At 44.3% G+C, this 18,713-nt stretch carries 18 protein-coding genes; 9 read left to right on the top strand and 9 right to left on the bottom strand.

From position 1 onward, the window contains the following. The first annotated feature begins 100 nt into the window (after positions 1-100). The gene (locus tag BSZ04_RS06430; protein WP_088879903.1) at positions 101-1,105 is read left to right on the top strand and encodes an adenosine deaminase; all 1,005 of its coding nucleotides are present in this window, start codon (positions 101-103) and stop codon (positions 1,103-1,105) included. Between the two features lie 76 nt (positions 1,106-1,181). On the opposite strand, the gene BSZ04_RS25180 is transcribed toward BSZ04_RS06430, so the two are convergent. Beyond that, positions 1,182-1,319 (bottom strand): diguanylate cyclase domain-containing protein, encoded by a 138-nt coding sequence (locus BSZ04_RS25180; protein ID WP_231896270.1) that lies wholly within the window; start codon positions 1,317-1,319, stop codon positions 1,182-1,184. A 212-nt stretch (positions 1,320-1,531) separates the two neighbouring features. Further along, positions 1,532-2,455, bottom strand: coding sequence for a LysR family transcriptional regulator (locus tag BSZ04_RS06420; protein ID WP_088879902.1), 924 nt, complete (start codon positions 2,453-2,455; stop codon positions 1,532-1,534). A 169-nt stretch (positions 2,456-2,624) separates the two neighbouring features. Between BSZ04_RS06420 and BSZ04_RS06415 the strand changes: the two genes are divergently transcribed. The 4 genes from BSZ04_RS06415 (at position 2,625) to BSZ04_RS06400 (ending at position 6,042) form a co-directional block, all read left to right on the top strand. Continuing rightward, on the top strand, positions 2,625-3,119 hold the full coding sequence (locus BSZ04_RS06415) for a hypothetical protein (protein WP_010452866.1): 495 nt from the start codon (positions 2,625-2,627) through the stop codon (positions 3,117-3,119). Between the two features lie 3 nt (positions 3,120-3,122). Continuing rightward, positions 3,123-4,112, top strand: coding sequence for an efflux RND transporter periplasmic adaptor subunit (locus BSZ04_RS06410; RefSeq protein ID WP_010452867.1), 990 nt, complete (start codon positions 3,123-3,125; stop codon positions 4,110-4,112). Between the two features lie 99 nt (positions 4,113-4,211). Further along, positions 4,212-5,429, top strand: a complete 1,218-nt coding sequence (locus tag BSZ04_RS06405) for an OmpP1/FadL family transporter (protein WP_088879901.1) — start codon at positions 4,212-4,214, stop codon at positions 5,427-5,429. A 139-nt stretch (positions 5,430-5,568) separates the two neighbouring features. Further along, positions 5,569-6,042 (top strand): peroxiredoxin, encoded by a 474-nt coding sequence (locus tag BSZ04_RS06400; RefSeq protein ID WP_038883011.1) that lies wholly within the window; start codon positions 5,569-5,571, stop codon positions 6,040-6,042. Positions 6,043-6,112: 70 nt separating this feature from the next. Here BSZ04_RS06400 and BSZ04_RS06395 read toward each other — a convergent pair whose 3' ends face one another. From BSZ04_RS06395 to BSZ04_RS06380, 4 genes are all read right to left on the bottom strand, one after another. Next, positions 6,113-6,817 (bottom strand): class I SAM-dependent DNA methyltransferase, encoded by a 705-nt coding sequence (locus BSZ04_RS06395; RefSeq protein ID WP_088879900.1) that lies wholly within the window; start codon positions 6,815-6,817, stop codon positions 6,113-6,115. Between the two features lie 198 nt (positions 6,818-7,015). Further along, positions 7,016-7,423 (bottom strand): SPOR domain-containing protein, encoded by a 408-nt coding sequence (locus tag BSZ04_RS06390; protein WP_010452876.1) that lies wholly within the window; start codon positions 7,421-7,423, stop codon positions 7,016-7,018. Between the two features lie 130 nt (positions 7,424-7,553). Then, entirely contained in the window at positions 7,554-9,473 is a 1,920-nt protein-coding gene (locus tag BSZ04_RS06385; RefSeq protein WP_088879899.1) for a tetratricopeptide repeat-containing diguanylate cyclase, read from the bottom strand. A gap of 273 nt (positions 9,474-9,746) precedes the next feature. Next, positions 9,747-10,916, bottom strand: a complete 1,170-nt coding sequence (locus tag BSZ04_RS06380; protein ID WP_010452879.1) for a D-alanyl-D-alanine carboxypeptidase family protein — start codon at positions 10,914-10,916, stop codon at positions 9,747-9,749. A gap of 470 nt (positions 10,917-11,386) precedes the next feature. On the opposite strand from BSZ04_RS06380, the gene BSZ04_RS06375 reads away from it, so the two are divergent. Then, positions 11,387-12,997: a BCCT family transporter gene (locus BSZ04_RS06375; RefSeq protein ID WP_088879898.1), complete on the top strand. Its 1,611-nt coding sequence runs from the start codon at positions 11,387-11,389 to the stop codon at positions 12,995-12,997. A 179-nt stretch (positions 12,998-13,176) separates the two neighbouring features. Here BSZ04_RS06375 and yghU read toward each other — a convergent pair whose 3' ends face one another. Continuing rightward, positions 13,177-14,037, bottom strand: a complete 861-nt coding sequence (gene yghU, locus BSZ04_RS06370) for a glutathione-dependent disulfide-bond oxidoreductase (RefSeq protein WP_071235101.1) — start codon at positions 14,035-14,037, stop codon at positions 13,177-13,179. A 217-nt stretch (positions 14,038-14,254) separates the two neighbouring features. After that, entirely contained in the window at positions 14,255-14,821 is a 567-nt protein-coding gene (locus BSZ04_RS06365; RefSeq protein ID WP_088879897.1) for a TetR/AcrR family transcriptional regulator, read from the bottom strand. A gap of 99 nt (positions 14,822-14,920) precedes the next feature. Here BSZ04_RS06365 and BSZ04_RS06360 point away from each other — a divergent pair, with 99 nt between their 5' ends. From BSZ04_RS06360 to BSZ04_RS06350, 3 genes are all read left to right on the top strand, one after another. Beyond that, complete coding sequence (locus BSZ04_RS06360) at positions 14,921-15,454, top strand: dihydrofolate reductase family protein (RefSeq protein ID WP_088879896.1); 534 nt, start codon at positions 14,921-14,923, stop codon at positions 15,452-15,454. 287 nt (positions 15,455-15,741) lie between these two features. Continuing rightward, positions 15,742-17,169: an ATP-binding protein gene (locus BSZ04_RS06355; RefSeq protein ID WP_088879895.1), complete on the top strand. Its 1,428-nt coding sequence runs from the start codon at positions 15,742-15,744 to the stop codon at positions 17,167-17,169. Beyond that, positions 17,166-17,795, top strand: a complete 630-nt coding sequence (locus BSZ04_RS06350; RefSeq protein ID WP_088879894.1) for an HNH endonuclease — start codon at positions 17,166-17,168, stop codon at positions 17,793-17,795. The genes BSZ04_RS06355 and BSZ04_RS06350 overlap by 4 nt, the downstream gene beginning before the upstream one ends. A 185-nt stretch (positions 17,796-17,980) precedes the next feature. On the opposite strand, the gene BSZ04_RS06345 is transcribed toward BSZ04_RS06350, so the two are convergent. Then, positions 17,981-18,700 carry a beta-ketoacyl-ACP reductase gene (locus tag BSZ04_RS06345; RefSeq protein WP_088879893.1) on the bottom strand — a complete coding sequence of 240 codons (720 nt, stop codon included), beginning with the start codon at positions 18,698-18,700 and terminating at the stop codon, positions 17,981-17,983. Positions 18,701-18,713: the final 13 nt, after the last annotated feature.

Genomic DNA, 18,713 nt, shown 5'->3' with positions numbered 1-18,713 from the left:
GGATCTTACTCTTTGTAATGGCGTTCGATTTTTCTCAATCTATACCTATCCTTAGAGTAATTGCATCCACAACAACCATAAGAAAAAGTGGGAGTTTATTATGAACGCATTTATTCAAGGTCTTCCTAAGGTAGAGTTACACTTACATATCGAAGGTTCACTAGAGCCAGAATTGTTGTTTGAACTGGCACAACGCAACAACATCGACATTCCATACGAATCACCACAGGCATTGCGCAAAGCTTACGAGTTTGAAGATTTACAGTCTTTTCTAGATATCTATTATCAGGGCGCCAACGCGCTGCGTACGGAACAAGACTTTTACGACTTGACTTGGGCATACCTAGAGCGCTGCAAAGCCGACAACGTTATTCATACAGAGATCTTCTTTGACCCACAAACCCATACCGACCGCGGTATTGAGTTTGAAACTGTCATCAACGGTATTTACCGTGCGATGCAAGATGGCAAAGAGAAGTTGGCTATTACCTCTCAAATCATCGCATGCTTCTTGCGTCACCTATCTGAAGAGAGCGCCATTGAAACACTACAATCGATACTTGACCATCAAGACAAAATTATCGGTGTCGGTTTGGACTCTTCAGAGCTCGGTCACCCACCAGAAAAATTCAAACGCGCTTTCCAACAAGCAAAAGAAGCTGGCTTATTGACTGTCGCACACGCAGGTGAAGAAGGCCCAGCGCAAAACATTGTCGATTCTGTCGAGATGCTTAGCGTCAGTCGTGTCGACCATGGTGTTCGTTGTGTTGAGGATGCATCGCTGATGCAAGCGCTGATTGAAAGCAAGATGCCACTGACGGTTTGCCCGTTATCGAATATCAAGCTGTGCGTGTTTGATGAAATGGCGCAGCACAATATTGTCGACTTGCTGCGCAAAGGTGTTGCAGTGACGATAAACTCGGATGACCCGGCTTACTTTGGTGGTTATATGACGGATAACTTCATGGCGGTAAGTAACGCTCACCCAATGACAAAGCTAGAACTGGCTCAGTTTACAATTAATGCCATTGACGCGAGTTTCATTAGCGAAGCGCTTAAAGCGAAGTACCGCGCTCAAGTGACTGATTACTTAGCGAATCACTGATTATAAATACAAATCAATAAGGGCTAGCAATCTAGCCCTTATTTTGTTGTTTGGCATTCCTATTTCGCTACGCACCTCATGATGCATCTCGCTCGGTTTTAACGCAATTCCTACCCGACCTTTTTGCATGATATAGCGCTTTGTCAGCTCGCATAACTAAGCCACTAAATGACTCTTCTTTGCGGTATGTGGCTACGCCAGCACTGACTGTCACCTTAGAAACAGGCTAAAAATCAACATCCTTCAATTACTTAAGAAGGTTAGAAGCGCCAAATTTAGCTTATTCCAACTGCGCTTCGACAACGACAATAACGAACTCTTCACCTCCCAACGCACAAGGACCTTTCTATACTGAGGAATATATCTACAGTCTAGATTGGCATGAATTAGCTTTCCATATGGCATTTGGTAAATCTTCGCTTAAATCTAATAATTGACCGTAAACTTCTCAGCAGCTAAGAAACATTGCTCCCTTAACCACTGATGACTAGGGTCATTGGTACGTGAAGAGTGCCAATACATTGCAACTTCAATAGGCTCTTTTAAGAAGCTCGCTTCTAGCGCTTTTAAGTTATGCATACCCTTATATTGATCTAACAGAATCTGGGGCATCAACGCCAAATAATCGCAATGTTGAACCACAGGTAACATTTCCATAATGCTGCTTGTTTGCCACGCGACCTTTCGTTGCCCCAATATCTCTTCATCCTTGATACCCCTCCCGATCAAGTAACCACTTTGCTGGTCTAATTGAGACAAAGTTACATGCTTTTCAGCTAGGTACTCTTCAATACTGATTGTCTCCCCGGTGAGTCGGGGGTGATCAGCTCGGCACATAACCGTAAGCTTATCTGACATCAAGACCTGAGATCTAAGATGGGGATGTAAATTAGTTTGTGCCTCAATCACCAAATCGCACTGCTGCGTTCTAAGCAAGTTAGTTAAATCCATGGTGTAAAGTGGCTCAATACGTGTCGTTGCCTTGGGGGCTTTTTCACTGATTAACGCAGAGAGTTCAGGCAGAAGCGTGAAACCAAACACACTGAGGGACGAAATCACAAAACGCTTATCGCATTCCGCAGGATTAAACCGGGAGTGCTCAGGTAGCATATAAGCAATATTCTCAACCGCATTTGCCAGCGTAGGATATATATCAATGGCAAACGCTGTCGGAGATACCCCATGGCTACCTCGAACAAATAACACATCTTTAAACACCTCGCGAAGTCTCACTACAGCTTGGCTAACGGCTGACTGGCTGACCCCAAGTCGCTGCGCAGCTTTGGTATAACTTTTCTCTTCCACGATAGCAACAAACGTGGGGATGAGGCTGTAGTCAGAGTGTTTCATATTTTATGCCATATCTAAATATACCCAAGTGATATTAGCTTAACTTATATCGTTTATCACCCTACTTATGACGCTTTTTCGTACAATCATGAGCACGTGATAACACTCAGAATAATAACAATCACGCGCTCAACGTTTTACCCTCACAATATAGACAAAAGGTATAACTATGAACGTCATAAAAGCCATAGGTCGCGTTATTTTTGCGATTTTTATGGTGTTACTAAAGTTCTCAATCTTTATGGCTCTGATGCTTGGTGGTGCGTATTTACTCGCTCCCATGGGCACAATCAATTCGAAAGACATTGATATGAGCATGTTTACCAATACCCCAAACGACACCATGATGGTGATCTTCAACTCCGAATACTTCAGCGGTTACCTCTTCTCTGTCACCATAGCGCTTGCCCTTTTTGTTATCTATTTGCTATGGCAGATCCATGAAGTAGCCCTACATCGAGCTCAAGAGAAGAAAAGCTCTCACATCCAACTAGTGTTTGCCCTTTCCCTTTGTGGTTTGTTCATCCATAAAGCGTGGTGGGTTCTCGCACTGATCATTGCCTTCGCTAACTGGGAGCACATTGGCAGCTCGTTAAGCAACATCATTCGTAATAGTCGCCTGGCTTCAAAGCCCCAAACACCAACCAAAGTGACGGAGGAATAAACCATGAAAGAGGTAATGATTCCATACATTCTGATCATGTGGATTTTGGTCTCAACAGGGGCAATTAAGTGGACGTTTAAAAGCGCTTTTTGGATCATCTCCGGTGGTGCTTTCATTCTTGTGGTGTTAGGGATTCTCTCGCGCCTTTGGGCTCCGGTTGATTTGACTTATTCATCCACAGTGAAAGCGCCTCACTCAGTTCTGTCTCCACTGTTTCGCGAGCAGATTGACCATATCTATGTAGACCACAACCAAGTCGTAAAGAAAGGGGATGTGATTTACACCCTAGTCGATACCACTTCCTTGGCGGACGTCGAAAAAATCAAAGCAAGCATCGTTCAACAAGAAGAGAACGTTGCGCAGTTAAAACGCGACATCGTTCGTGGGAAAACGTCACCAGAGATCTTCAAAGGTCGAGATATTGAGTACTACGAGTCTCAACTCCGCGTAGCAGAAGCGTCACTAAAGTCGTTACACGCAGATCTAGAAAAGACCGAATTTGAGCAAGAACGTAAAACCGTTCGCGCTCCTTATGACGGCCAAGTAGCTGTCGTGAACGTAGCAGACGGCAGCCGCGTAGGTAACATGCACATCTACGACACATCACGTAAATTCCTAGAAATGCGTATTCCAGATCAAAGCTACCGTTACATCGAGAAAGGGCAGTTTGCTGAATTCTACGTTGATGCATACCCAGGTGAAGTCTTCCGTGCTCGCGTCCACAGTATCACTGCGGGTACCGGAGAATCATCCGTTTCACCATTACAGGGGCCGCAAAGCGTGCGTCAACATGTAGGTGCAAACACTAGTAGTCATGGCCGCACCGTGATTCTAGAAATCTTTGAGCCCGAAGGCAAAACCATCCCAATTGGCGCGACAGGCTCTGCTTGGATTGCGGCGAGTAAACCACACAGCCTGTTTGGTTTCATTGATGTGATTGGCGCAGCAACCGTTCGCCTGCATTCGTACAAATCCTACTTAAACGCAATTTAACTTTTTAATAGGCGGTTTTGTCCCCTATCAAAACTGTCTATTTCTTACTTCAAACACCAACAAGCCATTCACTAACTCGAATGGCTCACAGGTTTTACAATGAAAAAAACAAAACTCTCTCTTATCACTCTTTCGTTATTTGCTGCAAATGCATCTGCCGCAGGTTACATGTTCCCTGAACTAGGCATGATGAACATCAGCACTGCGGGCGCCGGAGCACAAGCTATCGCAGAAGGCGCTGAAACAGCGTTTGCTAACCCAGCCGCCATGTCCGAGTTCGAATCCACTGCCATCGCCTTTAATCTACAAGGCATGGTGTCTGATATTGAGTACACTGATGCAGGTTCAACTGGCTTATTCCGTGGAGGTGAAAACTCAACCCAAGCAGGAACAGCGATGCCGGTGAGCTCGTTTTACCTTGTTCAGCCCATTAATGATAAATGGACAGCGGGTTTAGCAATCGCTTCTTCAGGCGGTTCTGTGATTGATTATGGCCCTCAATTTTCTGGCGCTTTATTACTACAAGACGCTCAACTTCTTACGGTTCAGTTCAATCCTAGTATTGCCTATCAAGTGCAAGATAACTTCTCTGTTGGTGTAGGTTTAGTCACTGAATACGGCATGCTCAACCAAACGCTTGCAGGTTCAGGCAGCGGTTTAGTTCCACAAATTGATGCATCAGGCTCTAGTCTTGAGTTCGGCTACACCTTAAGTGCGTTTTACAAATTGGACGAGCATAACCAGTTTGGCTTTGCTTATCGCTCCCAAATCGAACACGACATGGATGGGGAGCTAAAAACTCGTTCAAACAAAGTGGATTCTTCAGTCAACATCATTATGCCTGCTACGGCTCTACTAAGTGGCTATCACAGCCTAAATGAGAAAGTCGCTGCGATGTGGAGTTTAGGTTGGACAGACTTCAGTAAGATCTCTGATACCTCGATCTCATTGACAAACCGCGAAGCTGATATCGCTCGAAACTGGGAGGATACCTTCTCTGCTAGCGTAGGTATGCACTATCAACTAACGGAGCAATGGCGTCTAGAAGGTGGCGTTTATTATGAAACATCACCACAAGATGACCCTCGCTATCAGTATCCAGATGTGCCTACTGGTGAGATATGGAAGTTCGGCACTGGTGCAAGCTATGACATTAATAAGCAATGGCGCATGCAAATGTACTATGAATACTACTACGGTGGAACCCCTAGCATTGAGTATACTCTGTTTGAAGGTTCACCAGCAGAAAGTACACTGCGCGGTGATTACGATGCCGATATTCACTTCTTTGGCGTCTTATTCAACTATCAGTTTTAATCGTCACTGTGAGCTCAGGGAAGCGCTCACTGAATGCACTTTTTCTTAATCAGATTAAACCCTTACATTTCGTCTGTGGTTAGCCCGTAGTTTTGGCGCTAGACTGAGTGAACGATATATACCTAAAAGGAAAGAAGTCATGATTCAACAAGGTCAAACATTGCCTGCTGCAACGTTAAGCGAACTGACGGCTGAGGGCATGGTAAACCACCAAGTAACCGAACTCTTTGCAGATAAGAAAGTGGTTTTATTTGCCGTACCAGGCGCATTTACGCCGACTTGTTCTGAAGCGCACTTGCCTGGTTATGTTGTATTGGCTGATCAGCTCAAAGCGAAAGGCGTAGATCTGATCGCTTGTGTATCAGTAAACGATGCATTCGTAATGCAAGCTTGGGGCGAAGCGCAAAACGCATCTGAGCTTCTGATGCTTGGTGACGGTGACGCAAGCTTTACCAAGGCATTGGGTCTAGAGATGGATACGGGTGGTTTCGGTGGCGTTCGTTCACAGCGTTACGCGATGATCATCGACAATGGTGTGGTTACTACACTAAACGTTGAAGAACCAAAAACGTTTGAAGCGAGCAAAGCGGAAACCATTCTCGCTGCACTTTAAGCTCATCGCTAAGATCACAAAACGGAAGCCTCATCGCTTCCGTTTTTTCTATCTGAACTCACCGATTTAACTAGCTCAGCGCCACACATTTAATAAAGATGAAATTAGGGAACGTCGCCAAGCGTTGGTAATGTTCTTGCGAGATTTCACGAATCTTGTCATTCACCTTACCTTCTGAAATCGCCAGCATCGCCATGCCACTGCCAGTAATTGCATCGGTAATATCTTGCAACGAGCGGCGGTAGAATGCCACAGGAACTGGTTCTCCTACCGTATTCCACATATCTTCTACCAACTCTTTATCGTAGTAATTGCCTGAAGCCGAACATTCGAAATCCGCAAAAGGGTGGTGAGTTGAAAATACAAACTGACCGCCCGCTTTTAAAACACGTTGAATGTCGTCAAACAATGGGCATAAATCTTCAATGTAATGAACCATCAGAGGACAAATCACTAGGTCATACTGTGAATCTTGCTCTTCGGGTAATCCTATAGCAAGGTTTTGGGCGTAAGCCTTTACCGAATCACCGAGCTTGTCTTTGACGATATCAATCATCTCTTGTGAAGCGTCGATACAAGTTACTGAACTCGCACCGAGATCGAAAAGAAGCTGTGCGTAAATACCCGAACCGCAGCCCAAATCCAGAACCTTTTTCCCCGTAACGTCACCGATAAGCTCAAGCGTATTTGGACGCTCAAAGTGTGCGTTGTACAGGTTATCTTGCGCCGCTAAATCGTATTGCTTTGCGTAGGTGGTGTACATTTCTTGCTTCATGGTGACTCCAACAGAAAAAGTGGGATGCGAAGACTAGAAAATACCCGATAACAAGTAAAGTCAAAAGCGCGTTAGAAGCGTGATCTTTCGCGTATATTGGAGAAGATGAGTGACAGGCTGTGAGATCGAGCCTTTCCAACGTGTTGCAAAGGCTCGATGTGTACCAATAAAGCGCTTATTTGAACGATAAGAACAGCACTAGCGCATTCGAACCACATTAGTTTCTTGTTTACTTTTCATTTCTCCAAACGTCAAAACAAACGGCGAAGACTGCTTAACTCGACTAGGCAAAGAAGACAACGCATTGTAGGCGTCCTGCTTACTCTTGAAGTCTCCCACCGTTACCGTGTACCAGCGAGTGCCTCGGCTATTCTTCCAGTTCACCCACACCGGGTGCTTCGGATCAATGTAGCGAATGTACTCTTTTACATCCTTCTCTTTTTTCAGCGCCAATACTTGCATGGTGTAATGGTTTGGGTTGAGGTAGCCATAAGCATCTTGCGATGACATCACACCTACGCACTGCCCTGCCTCTGTTGGTTGATGCTGAGGCATTACACAGCCAGTAAGTGAAATAGCCAATGTCAAAGATAGAATCTTGCGCACGCGTAACTCCGTTTGTTGTTCTGAATGGTTCTCTTACGGATTAGGCGACCATAAATGCAAGAATATGAAACTAAAAACAAAAACGGCAGACTGAACATTTCAATCTGCCGCTTGATTAACAATGGATTCACTAGGGAAGTACCACCTGATTCTTCCCGTTTCGCTTCGCCTCATAAAGGCTTTTATCTGCTCGGCGGAAATACTCATCGTTATAGGTAAATGTCTCTATCAAACCGCCATGGCTGACACCAATAGAAGTCGTGATATGCAGGTTTTCCTCCTCTGCTTCAAACAATACATCATCAATGTGTTGGCGTATGGCTTCAAGGCGTTTCGGCAGGTCATCGGTACCTTTTAATAACATCAAAAACTCTTCCCCACCCCAACGAATCAGCAATTCTTGAGAGCGTAAATGCAATCTCAATCGCTCTGAGAACGCCTCTAGAATGCGGTCTCCAGCCTCGTGCCCATGAACATCATTCACCTTTTTAAAGTTGTCGATATCAAAAAGCACAACACGATACGGGGTTTGCGCATCTAACTGGTGAGGGTGATCAATTTGATCGTAGTAATAACGTCGGTTATGCAGTTGAGTAAGAGGATCAAGCAGAGAAAGTTGTTGAAGCTCTTGGTTTTTACGTTGCGTCACTAAAACTCTAGAAACGGCAAATGCCAATACCACTGCCGAGATCGCAATCCAAAAAATGGCGATCTGAAAACGAAGCTTCTCTTGGTCTAATTCAGATTCCGCCAAGCGTTTCTCTACTTCTAATAGGTCTCTTTCACGTTGAATATGCTCCGTCGCAAAGGCTTGCTCCAAATCATATACTTTACCCAGCAGTTGTTTTTTTCTATTGATGGAAAAGTGCTTGTACGTGTTTAGTGCTTCCTCATATTCGCCAAGCTTTTCAAAAATTTTCGCCTTTTGCTCCGCGACTCTAATAATCCAACGCTCGTGTTTAATCGACTCAAATGCGGCCAAGCTCGCCGCTGCACTTTTCATAGCTTGATCAGGTAGCCCTAACGCAAGCTGGCTCTTGGACATGATCAGATAACACTGTCCATACTCAACAGGGTAATCTGCAGCAGAAGGCAAGGTAACACATTGCTGCGTGGCTTTAAGCGCATCGGTATAGTTTTCTTCGAGCAGCAATAGATCTGCTTTGCCTTTTAACTGAATGAGGTGATAGCGCAAGTTGGTTGAGGTCGGTTTATAGTATTTCTTTGACTCTTCATACGCTTGTCGCGCTAGGTCAACTTTGCCTTGGCGATTGTAAATATGCGCCTCATTCAGGTACATCACTTGAAGCCCTTTGGCTTTGTCACCACGAGCATGACGAGCCAAATAGACTTGCTGTGCTTTTTGAATAAATTCTAGTGCTCTATCCCAACTATCAATATGCAGATAGAGAAGTCCAAGGTTGTTATAAATCGTTCCCTTGTATGCTTCTTGATTAATCTGATTTGCAATATTGAGCCCATCTAAAAAGTAACGTTGTGCATCCACTAATTGATTGGTTGCGTTACTCAATGCGCCGGCAATGTTGTAGAGCTTTGGCAATAGGGAGTGAAGGCGGTCGCGCTCAGCAATCTTGATCGCTAGTTGAATTTCAGTAATACCAAGCTCATTTCGTCCATGTAAGGTATGGTCCATTGCACTATCGGCCAGTAATAAGGCCTCTAACCAAGGTTGCTCGGATGATTGGGTGATGTCTTGTAACTGCTGACGATAACTCTGAGCACGGATAGGCTCGTCATTTGCTCGAGCTAAACGGTATTGCAAATAGAGTGCAAAAGACTTTTCAAGATCTGTGGTAAACGGCATTCCGACGGCTGCCAATACTTCTTGTGCGCGTTTCGAATCCACATACGTTAGCTCACTGACATCAAGCAATACTTGCCCAACGGGTGACTTGGCTAGCAACTCTTCAGGATCTAAAGTGGGTAACTGCTGCACTGACGTATCGTCACGCCAGTAATCGTGTAAAGCAAAAGCAACCACTGCCCAAAGCAGAGCAGCTAGCAACGTGACAACATAGCTTTTTCTCACGAGGTATTACATTCCATCTCAGTTATATTAAGACTTTTCTTTTTAGAAGCATCTGATTCATAAGCGGACAATAACATCAATCAAATGCATTCCCAAGCTTGCATAGGAACTGATAGACATATAAATGTAAAGATTAGGTAATTACTCTAATGGCAACTTTTATTGCCATATGGACAATGACATAGGCGAAAAATCAAAGTCATCTCAAACACAAACTAAAAAGCCGCACCTTAAAACTAAGGTACGGCTTCAGCAAAGCTCAAACTAGAAATGCTAGAACCAGCTTGCTACCAAGCGCTTAAACCAGTCCACCAAGCGTTTGAAGATGCCACCTTCATCGACAGGTTCCAGTGCAACCAACTCGGTTTCCTTCACAACATCGCCGTCAACTTTGTACAGCACTTTACCAACAATTTGGTTTTGCTGAATGGGAGCCATCAAATCGCCATTGTATTCAACCTCTGCTTCGAGTTTGTTTACGTCACCTTTTGGCAGCGTTAAATACACGTCACGATCCACACCCACTTTTAGCTCATCTTGCTCACCCATCCATACTCGAGCCGTCGCGATTTCTTTACCCGCTTGTGTTGGCATTACAGTATCAAAGAAGCGGAATCCATAGCTAAGTAATTGCTTACTTTCTGATTCACGTATGCTTGGGCTTTTCGCGCCCATAACAACCGCGACTAGGCGCATGTCACCATTGGTTGCAGACGTCGCAAGACTATAGCCTGCACCACTGGTGTAACCCGTCTTCATGCCATCCACGTTCATACTGCGATCACGTAGCAAGCCGTTACGGTTGTACTGCGTAATACCGTTGTAAGTAAACGATGTTTCGCTGTAAAGCGGGTAAATATCTGGTAAATCACGAATGATGGCACGGCCTAGTGTCGCAATATCACGTGGGGTTGAGTACAAACCATCGCTGTCCAAACCATGCGGGTTAGTAAACGCTGAGTTCGACAAACCAAGCTGATTCGCCCAGCTGTTCATCAAACCGACAAAGCCAGCCTCACTGCCTGCAACGTGTTCTGCAATCGCTACACTGGCATCATTACCCGATTGAACAATCAAACCACGGTAAAGATCGGAAAGTACGACCGATGTACCGACTTCGATAAACATCTTCGAGGAATCTGGGAAGTTCTTAGCCCATGCATTGCGGCTGATCACTACTTCATCGTCCAAACTGATGTTGCCAGACTTCACTTCTTGACCGGCAACATAAGCAGTCATCAGCTTGGTTAAGCTTGCTGGGTTCAGACGCTTGTCAGCATCACGCTCCACCAACACAGCACCAGTGTGGTAATCCATTAAAACATAGCCACGCGAGCTCAGTTCAGGGGCATTAGGAACAACGGTAGGAGCAGCAAAACTGAATGTGGAAGCAGCAGTCAGGGTGGTCACTAACGTAGCATTGAATAAAGTGTTTTTTCTCATAGCAGCATTCTGTGGCTTACAAACTTAGGGGAGTATATTGAAACGGCGTGCAGTTACAGCAGCTCTGTTACGATTAGTTACGTTTACTCGATATTTGTCGAAAAGAATGCGAAGTCGGTTGAAGTTTGTGTTTATTCGTTCGCCAATTCGATGAAATCATGGCTTGTGACGAACTCTCGCTGCTCACTCATAGTTAACCGAACAAAGACAATACCATTTGATTAAACCATGCATGGTCAACTCAACGCTAATACTTACACATCAAAACATTACACATCATTACACTTTCTACATAAAACCCCGCTAAACATCGAAAAAACGCTCAAAAAACCCTTTGAGTTGCATTGTTTTACATAAAACACTATGATCGCGTCGCATTTTTTAATTTGAACTCAAAATAATTGGAGGGCGGTTTTAGTGTTTTTCTTGTTCAAGAAAGACACATTTAATAAAGCGTATATGTTGTATTTATGGATAATGCACTAAAAAAATATAGTATCGACACTACCGACTATCAGGTTGGTCAAGATAACGTTCAAAAGTGGGGATTTGATATCCACAATCCAGTATTTGGGATTAGTGCTGGTCTTGTTCTTCTCTGTCTTGCTTCTCTTTTAATTGTTGACCCTTCAACAGCCCGTGACGCCTTAAATGGCCTTAAGAACGGCATCATTACCGACTTCGATGTATTCTTCATGTGGTCAGCAAACTTCTTCATCCTATTTGCTCTAGCAATCTTACTTTCACCACTTGGTAAAATTAGAATTGGCGGCAAAGATGCCCGCGCGGAACATTCAACAGTGTCATGGCTGTCCATGCTATTTGCTGCCGGAATGGGTATTGGCCTACTCTTTTGGAGTGTTTCTGAACCTACCGCTTATTTTACTAATTGGTACGGCACTCCACTGAATGTCGAAGCATACACTGAAGAAGCAAAGTCACTCGCGATGGGTGCCACCATGTTCCACTGGGGTATTCACGGCTGGGCGATTTACGCGATTGTTGCCCTTTCACTTGCTTTCTTTACCTTTAATAAAGGCTTACCACTCTCATTACGCTCGGCGTTCTACCCTTTGTTTGGCGATCGTGCATGGGGTTGGTTAGGTCACGTGATCGACATTCTGGCAGTACTTTCAACCTTGTTTGGTCTAGCAACCTCTCTTGGTTTAGGCGCGCAACAAGCAACAAGTGGCATTAATCACGTCTTCGGCTTAGATGGCGGTATTGGTACGCAAATGATTGTTATCGCCTTCGTTACCTTTATTGCAGTACTTTCTGTAATTCGAGGTATCGATGGTGGTGTAAAACTACTGAGCAACATTAATATGGCAGTAGCCTTCGCTCTATTAGCTTTCGTTATGTTCATTAGTTTTGATATTGCGACAACATCCATTTGGGATACCACAGTCGCTTATGCGAAAGACATTTTTGCCCTAAGTAATCCGCACGGACGTGAAGACTCTGACTGGATGCATGGTTGGACTGTTTTCTACTGGGCATGGTGGGTGTCTTGGTCACCATTCGTCGGTATGTTTATCGCACGTGTTTCGAAAGGTCGTACCGTTCGTGAATTCCTGTTTGCCGTTATCGTGATTCCAACCACTGTAACGCTAGTTTGGATGGCAGTATTCGGCGGTATCGCGCTTGATCAAGTGGTGAACAAAGTGGGTGAACTTGGTGCCAATGGCCTTACCGATATCTCGCTGACACTGTTCCATGTTTACGACGCAATGCCATTTAGCTCGCTCATTTCAGTATTGTCTATCGTTCTGATCTTAGTGTTCTTTATCACCTCTTCAGACTCTGGCTCATTAGTTATCGATAGCATTACCGCTGGCGGTAAGATTGATGCTCCAGTACCACAACGTATTTTCTGGGCATGTATTGAGGGCTCTATCGCCGCAGTCATGCTATGGATTGGTGGTAAAGAGGCATTACAAGCCTTGCAATCTGGCGTAGTGGCAACAGGACTTCCGTTCACTCTGGTACTACTGCTGATGTGTGTCAGCCTAATCAAAGGGTTGCGCTCAGAGCTACCTGCTTATCAAGATCCATTAGCAGGCCAAGCCGTCGTTCGCTAAGGCAAACACAAGCAACAACTGACGAAAAAATGGAGCTTACAATAGCTCCATTTTTTTACTGCCAAGACATCACCAAGCCTATTAATGATGCATTTAGTGTGTCATTTTTGTCGCTAACGAAAATCGATTTTATGCTAGAGAGGGTTCCTAAGTTTAATCAATGAAGTGCAGTTCAATGCCTACTTCGGAGCCTTAGCGAATACGGCATCAATATCTGCTGCGCTATGACGTTCTGCCAATTGTTCCCACTCTTCACCCCATGAGCGGTTAACAATACGACCACGTTTTACCGCTTCACGTTCATCAATCGCTTTAGCCCAACGCACAACGTTTTTGTAGCTTGATACGTCTAGGAACTCAGCTGCATCGTAAGCACGACCTAATACAAGGTTGCCGTACCAAGGCCAAGTTGCGATATCGGCAATGCTGTATTCATCGCCACCTAAGAATTCATTGTCTGCAAGGCGCTTATCTAGCACGTCTAGCTGACGCTTAGCTTCCATAGTGAAGCGGTTAATTGGGTACTCGAACTTCTCTGGTGCGTACGCGTAGAAGTGACCAAAACCACCACCTAGGTAAGGTGCAGAGCCCTGCAACCAGAATAGCCAGTTCATTACCTCAGCACGTTTCGCACCCTCTGTAGGTAGGAAGTGACCAAACTTCTCCGCTAGGTAGAACAAGATGTTACCAGATTCAAACACGTTCACTGGCTCGGCACCTGAACGGTCTACCAACGCAGGAATCTTCGAGTTCGGGTTAACTGATACAAAGCCAGAACCAAACTGGTCGCCATCGCCAATCTTAATCAGGTATGCATCGTATTCTGCTGCTGTTACGCCTGCCGCTAAAAGCTCCTCAAACATGATCGTTACTTTCTGACCGTTTGGTGTACCCATTGAGTAAAGTTGAAATGGATGCTCACCAACTGGAAGCTCTTGCTCGTGACGTGCACCAGAATCCGGACGGTTTATGCTCGCCCATTGACCGCCGTTTTCATTATCGTTCGTCCAAACTTTTGGTGGAATGTATTCGTTAGTCATTGTTATACCTTATTGTGTTTGAATGCATCTTCAAACTGACGGCTTTTGCGCGCCAGCAAGCATTATTAAAATCACCACTTCGCCAACTGCGATTGGGCATACTCAAGATATTAGGTCGAATTCGCCAAATAAAAGTCCTGCAATCTCTTTTAGTTAGAACCTTTGGTTATGGGAATTTCTTTCACGCTATAAGTAAAAAAGTACACGTTAATGTGAGCTAGGTTCGAGATGCTAGCAACGAAGAACAGATCAGATTCAACGGTCCATCCATCATCTCTGTTTTGATCAAGCTCGTATCGTGGCAGCAGCTAATCGACAGCGCAAAACCGTGCAAGTAATCCGCCAGCAGATCTAAACAATCTTTCTCCACTTGCTGAGATAAACCCAACGACTGAACAATCAATTGATAACGCTCGGTAAAGACTTGGGCAGGGCCGTGAGATGTCATGCTCAGCATGGTTTGCAATAACCCGTTGTACTCACGCAACAGTTCAATGTAGCTAACACACAAATTTTTGAGTTCGCCTTGCCAATCGTCATCCACTTTCGGTTGATAAATTTCCTCCACCAGCGATGTGGTTAACGCTTCAAGCAACGCATTCTTGTTTTTGAAGTAGTGATAGATCGCCATAGGATCCACATTTAATTGCGTCGCTAACGAGCGAATGCTTGGTACCTTGCCATCCTTTTTCATCAATGACTTAGCCGTATCTAGGATGCTTTCTGCGCTTAACTGCGACTGCTTAGCGGCTGGTCTCCCGCGTTTCTTTTCGTTGACAGACATTTGATCCTCCCGATAAACTCAGAGTTATTCTACATTGTAGAATTAATTTTAAACCATACTTTAGCTTGGCTCAAGCATCGCAATTTTGATGAGGTACTCATGGCAAATATCGTATTTATTGCAACCAGTCTGGACGGTTACATCGCAGATAAGCAGGGCAAACTCGACTGGCTACAATCCGTACCAAATCCCGACAATATTGATACTGGCTTCTTCCCACTAATGGAACGTATTGACGGCTTAGTCATGGGGCGTAATACCTTAGATGTTGTGCTGAGTTTTGATTGCGATTGGCCATACAGCAAACCTGTGTTTGTACTCAGCAACACCATGACAGAAGTACCACAAGGCTACGAAGACAAAGTCTTTCTAGTAAAAGGCGAGCTAAAAGATGTACTTGCGGATCTAAACGCAAAAGGTTTTAACGATCTTTACATCGACGGCGGGGTGACGATTCAAAACTTCCTTAAAGAAGATCTTATCGATGAAATGGTGATCACACGCTTCCCTATCCTACTTGGCGGCGGCGCACCTCTATTTGGGGATTTGGAACAACCGCTGAACTTCAAAGTCACCAAGAGTGATGTTGTTTTGGATACCTTAGTTCAAACCACTTACGTGCGTGAAAGGTAGTCTACCTAGGTAATTTGAACAAAAGAAAAACGCCCTTCATGGAGGTATGAAGGGCGTTTTAATTCAAATTATTCTGGATTTGTGAAGCTCGTTTTTGGACAAAAGTGCGTTACGATCTGAAACTCAAATCAAGTATTTTAGATAAACCATACTCGGGCAAATAAAGTTAATCACGTTTCATCTATCACTTCTTAAAATTGTAGCGGTATCATTACTATTAGGTGTGTTGGAGAATAGATGTCCCCCATGTACTATATGCTATTAAATCAAAGTATTGTGGGTAAGATATGGGGTTTCGGGTTAACAAAATTAGAGAGCATATCCTCTGGGAAAAAGAGGATGATGAAAGTAATGCCTTTACGGTTATCATTGGTAATAATGGGTGTGGTAAAACAGAACTCCTAAAAGACACTTGCAATTACTATCAATCACTTTATGTAGAAGCTCTCGCGAGTAGACGTCGGAATGTTTCCTCAGCGGTGTATTATGCGAGAGAGAATCTATCGTTGTGGCCAATCATTGGTAAAGAATTCAAGCATCCCATTCCCAGAAAACTCATTGCAGCATCGACAAGCCAGTTTGAGAAATTTCAAGATAGCTGGAAGACAAAACGAGATATCATACCTAGTGGTTTCTACGCGTATGTTGGTTCTAAACCCTATCTACCTACCTTATCTCCATCTGTTCGTATTGCATCAAAAGCTATAGAGCAACTTCTCGGAACCGAAGATCGAATTGAACCAAGAAAGCAAGAAGCGCTGACGCGTTTTCTATCTAAGTTCAATTTTGGTCGAAAACTGGCTCTACAGTTTAACCTTACTTTCCCTAAAGCAGATTTAGAGAAATTAGTCACAAGTGAAACACACAACAGTTCAGCACTTGAGCCAGAAACCCAGTTGATATTGAGGAAAGCTTACGAAGAGTACGAAGGCAGTGAGTTGGCAGAAATGCTGCAGACTTGCGAAGCAATATCATATTACCCATCTTTTGTTTTAGACATACTACGGAACTCTTTTGATCTAATCCACATAACTAAAAGTGAGAATTATTCATTTTCTAAACGCATTATTGCTAAACTACTCCGCTCAGGGCTCATTTCTCTAGCAAGTATTCAAACCGTATATGAGAAAGAAACTGGATTTTCAGAAGGCGAGTTGAATTTAGATAACTCTGCGATTACATGTTTATCAAAACGCAGTTCTGGAGAGCAGTGCCTCTTTCTTTTGTTTATGGGGATCATATCTTCTATCGAAGATAATGCGCTAATTTGCATCGATGAACCTGAAATCAGTCTTCACCCACAGTGGCAAGAAAAGTTTGTCGACATTCTCAATGACTCATTTTCGAGTTATAAAGGATGTCACTTCCTCATTGCCACTCATTCCCCTTTGATTGTGTCAGACATCTCCGCCTCAAATTGTTGCGTGTATGATATGGTCAATCGCAAACTAATTGATTCTAACCCTCATAAAGAGCGCTCCGCTGATTACCAGTTGGCTAGGTTGTTTCATAATCCAGGCAACAACAATGAATATTTGATTACTCAAATTATTGAGGTCTTGGATTGTGTCTGTAAAACAGAAAACCCTCCCGAAGAAACCTTGGCAAACGCGAATTGGTTATTGAACTTTGAATCTCAATTGGAAGAACACGACAAAGTTAGAGTGTTACTGGGAATTATGCGCTCGACTTTACTGTCTGGAGGGTACTTATGACACCTTTTGTCCTGAACGAAGACGACAAAGCGATCATCACAGGCGTGCTGGAAAAAAACGTATCCCCAAATGAAAAATGGGGGGGCGATGAGGTAGCAGAGCTCAAAGCTAGAATGAAACAGCATTATATTGAACAACAGGAATATTGCTGTGCTTATTGCAAGGTTCACAAACCTTCCAAACATGGTGGGGACTGGGATTTAGAACACATCATGCACAAAAATGATTTTGATAAATGGATGTTTCACCCAGAGAACCTATGTGTATCCTGTAAAGAATGTAATGGATACAAAGGTACATCGTTAATTACCAAATCCCCTTCTTACACTAGGTTTCCCTCAAAGTCATCTAATTACACTATTATCCATGCACACTACGATAGATACGAAGACCACATCACCGCACTGGTGCCTGGGCTAACCTATAGGCATAAAGGGGGAAAACATGGTAAAGGGTGGAACACTATAGAAGTTTGTGGGTTGTTGCGATATCACGAAGAAGGAGGCCGAACGCATGTTGACCCAATAACCCAAGCAGTGTTGCTCATGGCAGCTAATGACCAGACACCGGAAAACTATAAAATTGCAATCCAAGTGTTACAAGACAAGCTCAATGCCCTTAGTTAGTTTGAGTTATCCCTTTGGTAGACTGTCTCAGATAAGTATTTGGCATTGGGAAATGTTGGTCTATCGAAACGCTCTCGTTTAGTGAAGAGCATCTACTCTAAATGATAATGGGGCAAAAGTGTGCTAACAAAAACGCCCTTCACTCAGATGAAGGGCGTTTGTTATTTGAGTTTTTGTTTTATGTGTTAAAGCACCAAGCCACCGTCAATCTTCAGCACTTGGCCTGTGATGTAGGCGCTCTTGTCGGAGGTGAGGAAGGAGACCCCATTGGCGATGTCTTGCACTGAGCCCATTCGGCCTAATGGGGTTTTGCCTTCCATCATTTGAATCACTTTCTCTGGCAGGTTCTTGGTCATGTCGGTGGCGATAAAACCTGGCGCGACACAATTGACGCGTATCTGTGCGCCCTTTCTTGATAGCTCTTTCGCCCAGCCTTTGCTCATTGAAATCACGCCGCCTTTACTTGCGCCGTAGTTACTCTGGCCTATATTGCCATCCGTTCCTACAATAGAAGAGATGCTGACGATACTGCCTGCGCCCTGCTCTAACATCACAGGAGCAACGCGCTGGGTGAGTAAGAACACCGCTTTTAGGTTCACGTCGATAACGCTGTCCCAATCTTGCTCTAACATGTCTGGCAACAGTGCATCTCGAGTGATGCCTGCATTGTTAACCAACGCATCGATTCTTCCATGCTGCTCTACAATACTGTCTACCACTTCGCTAACAGCTTCGGCATCGCACAAGTTGACTTGATAACTGCTTAGCTGCGCCGACTGGCTCCATTCCACAGGCGATATGTCTAGCCCGACGACGTAGAGTCCATCCTCCAGTAATTGCTCACAAATAGCTTGGCCAATACCACGCGCCGCACCAGTGACTACTGCTACTTTTTCCGGTTTCATCTTGGTCTTCCTT

It is taken from the genome of Vibrio rotiferianus (assembly GCF_002214395.1).
GTDB lineage: Bacteria > Pseudomonadota > Gammaproteobacteria > Enterobacterales > Vibrionaceae > Vibrio > Vibrio rotiferianus.
The sequence above is the reverse complement of the archived record's forward strand: the minus strand, read 5'-3'. Positions and strand labels throughout refer to the sequence as shown.

Excerpts from the sequence above, each read along its gene's own strand:
- BSZ04_RS06430 (WP_088879903.1), top strand. The coding sequence starts at position 101 with ATGAACGCATTTATTCAAGGTCTTCCTAAGGTAGAGTTACACTTACAT.
- BSZ04_RS06420 (WP_088879902.1), bottom strand. The coding sequence starts at position 2,455 with ATGAAACACTCTGACTACAGCCTCATCCCCACGTTTGTTGCTATCGTG.
- BSZ04_RS06415 (WP_010452866.1), top strand. The coding sequence starts at position 2,625 with ATGAACGTCATAAAAGCCATAGGTCGCGTTATTTTTGCGATTTTTATG.
- BSZ04_RS06410 (WP_010452867.1), top strand. The coding sequence starts at position 3,123 with ATGAAAGAGGTAATGATTCCATACATTCTGATCATGTGGATTTTGGTC.
- BSZ04_RS06405 (WP_088879901.1), top strand. The coding sequence starts at position 4,212 with ATGAAAAAAACAAAACTCTCTCTTATCACTCTTTCGTTATTTGCTGCA.
- BSZ04_RS06400 (WP_038883011.1), top strand. The coding sequence starts at position 5,569 with ATGATTCAACAAGGTCAAACATTGCCTGCTGCAACGTTAAGCGAACTG.
- BSZ04_RS06395 (WP_088879900.1), bottom strand. The coding sequence starts at position 6,817 with ATGAAGCAAGAAATGTACACCACCTACGCAAAGCAATACGATTTAGCG.
- BSZ04_RS06380 (WP_010452879.1), bottom strand. The coding sequence starts at position 10,916 with ATGAGAAAAAACACTTTATTCAATGCTACGTTAGTGACCACCCTGACT.
- BSZ04_RS06375 (WP_088879898.1), top strand. The coding sequence starts at position 11,387 with ATGGATAATGCACTAAAAAAATATAGTATCGACACTACCGACTATCAG.
- yghU (WP_071235101.1), bottom strand. The coding sequence starts at position 14,037 with ATGACTAACGAATACATTCCACCAAAAGTTTGGACGAACGATAATGAA.
- BSZ04_RS06365 (WP_088879897.1), bottom strand. The coding sequence starts at position 14,821 with ATGTCTGTCAACGAAAAGAAACGCGGGAGACCAGCCGCTAAGCAGTCG.
- BSZ04_RS06360 (WP_088879896.1), top strand. The coding sequence starts at position 14,921 with ATGGCAAATATCGTATTTATTGCAACCAGTCTGGACGGTTACATCGCA.
- BSZ04_RS06355 (WP_088879895.1), top strand. The coding sequence starts at position 15,742 with ATGGGGTTTCGGGTTAACAAAATTAGAGAGCATATCCTCTGGGAAAAA.
- BSZ04_RS06350 (WP_088879894.1), top strand. The coding sequence starts at position 17,166 with ATGACACCTTTTGTCCTGAACGAAGACGACAAAGCGATCATCACAGGC.
- BSZ04_RS06345 (WP_088879893.1), bottom strand. The coding sequence starts at position 18,700 with ATGAAACCGGAAAAAGTAGCAGTAGTCACTGGTGCGGCGCGTGGTATT.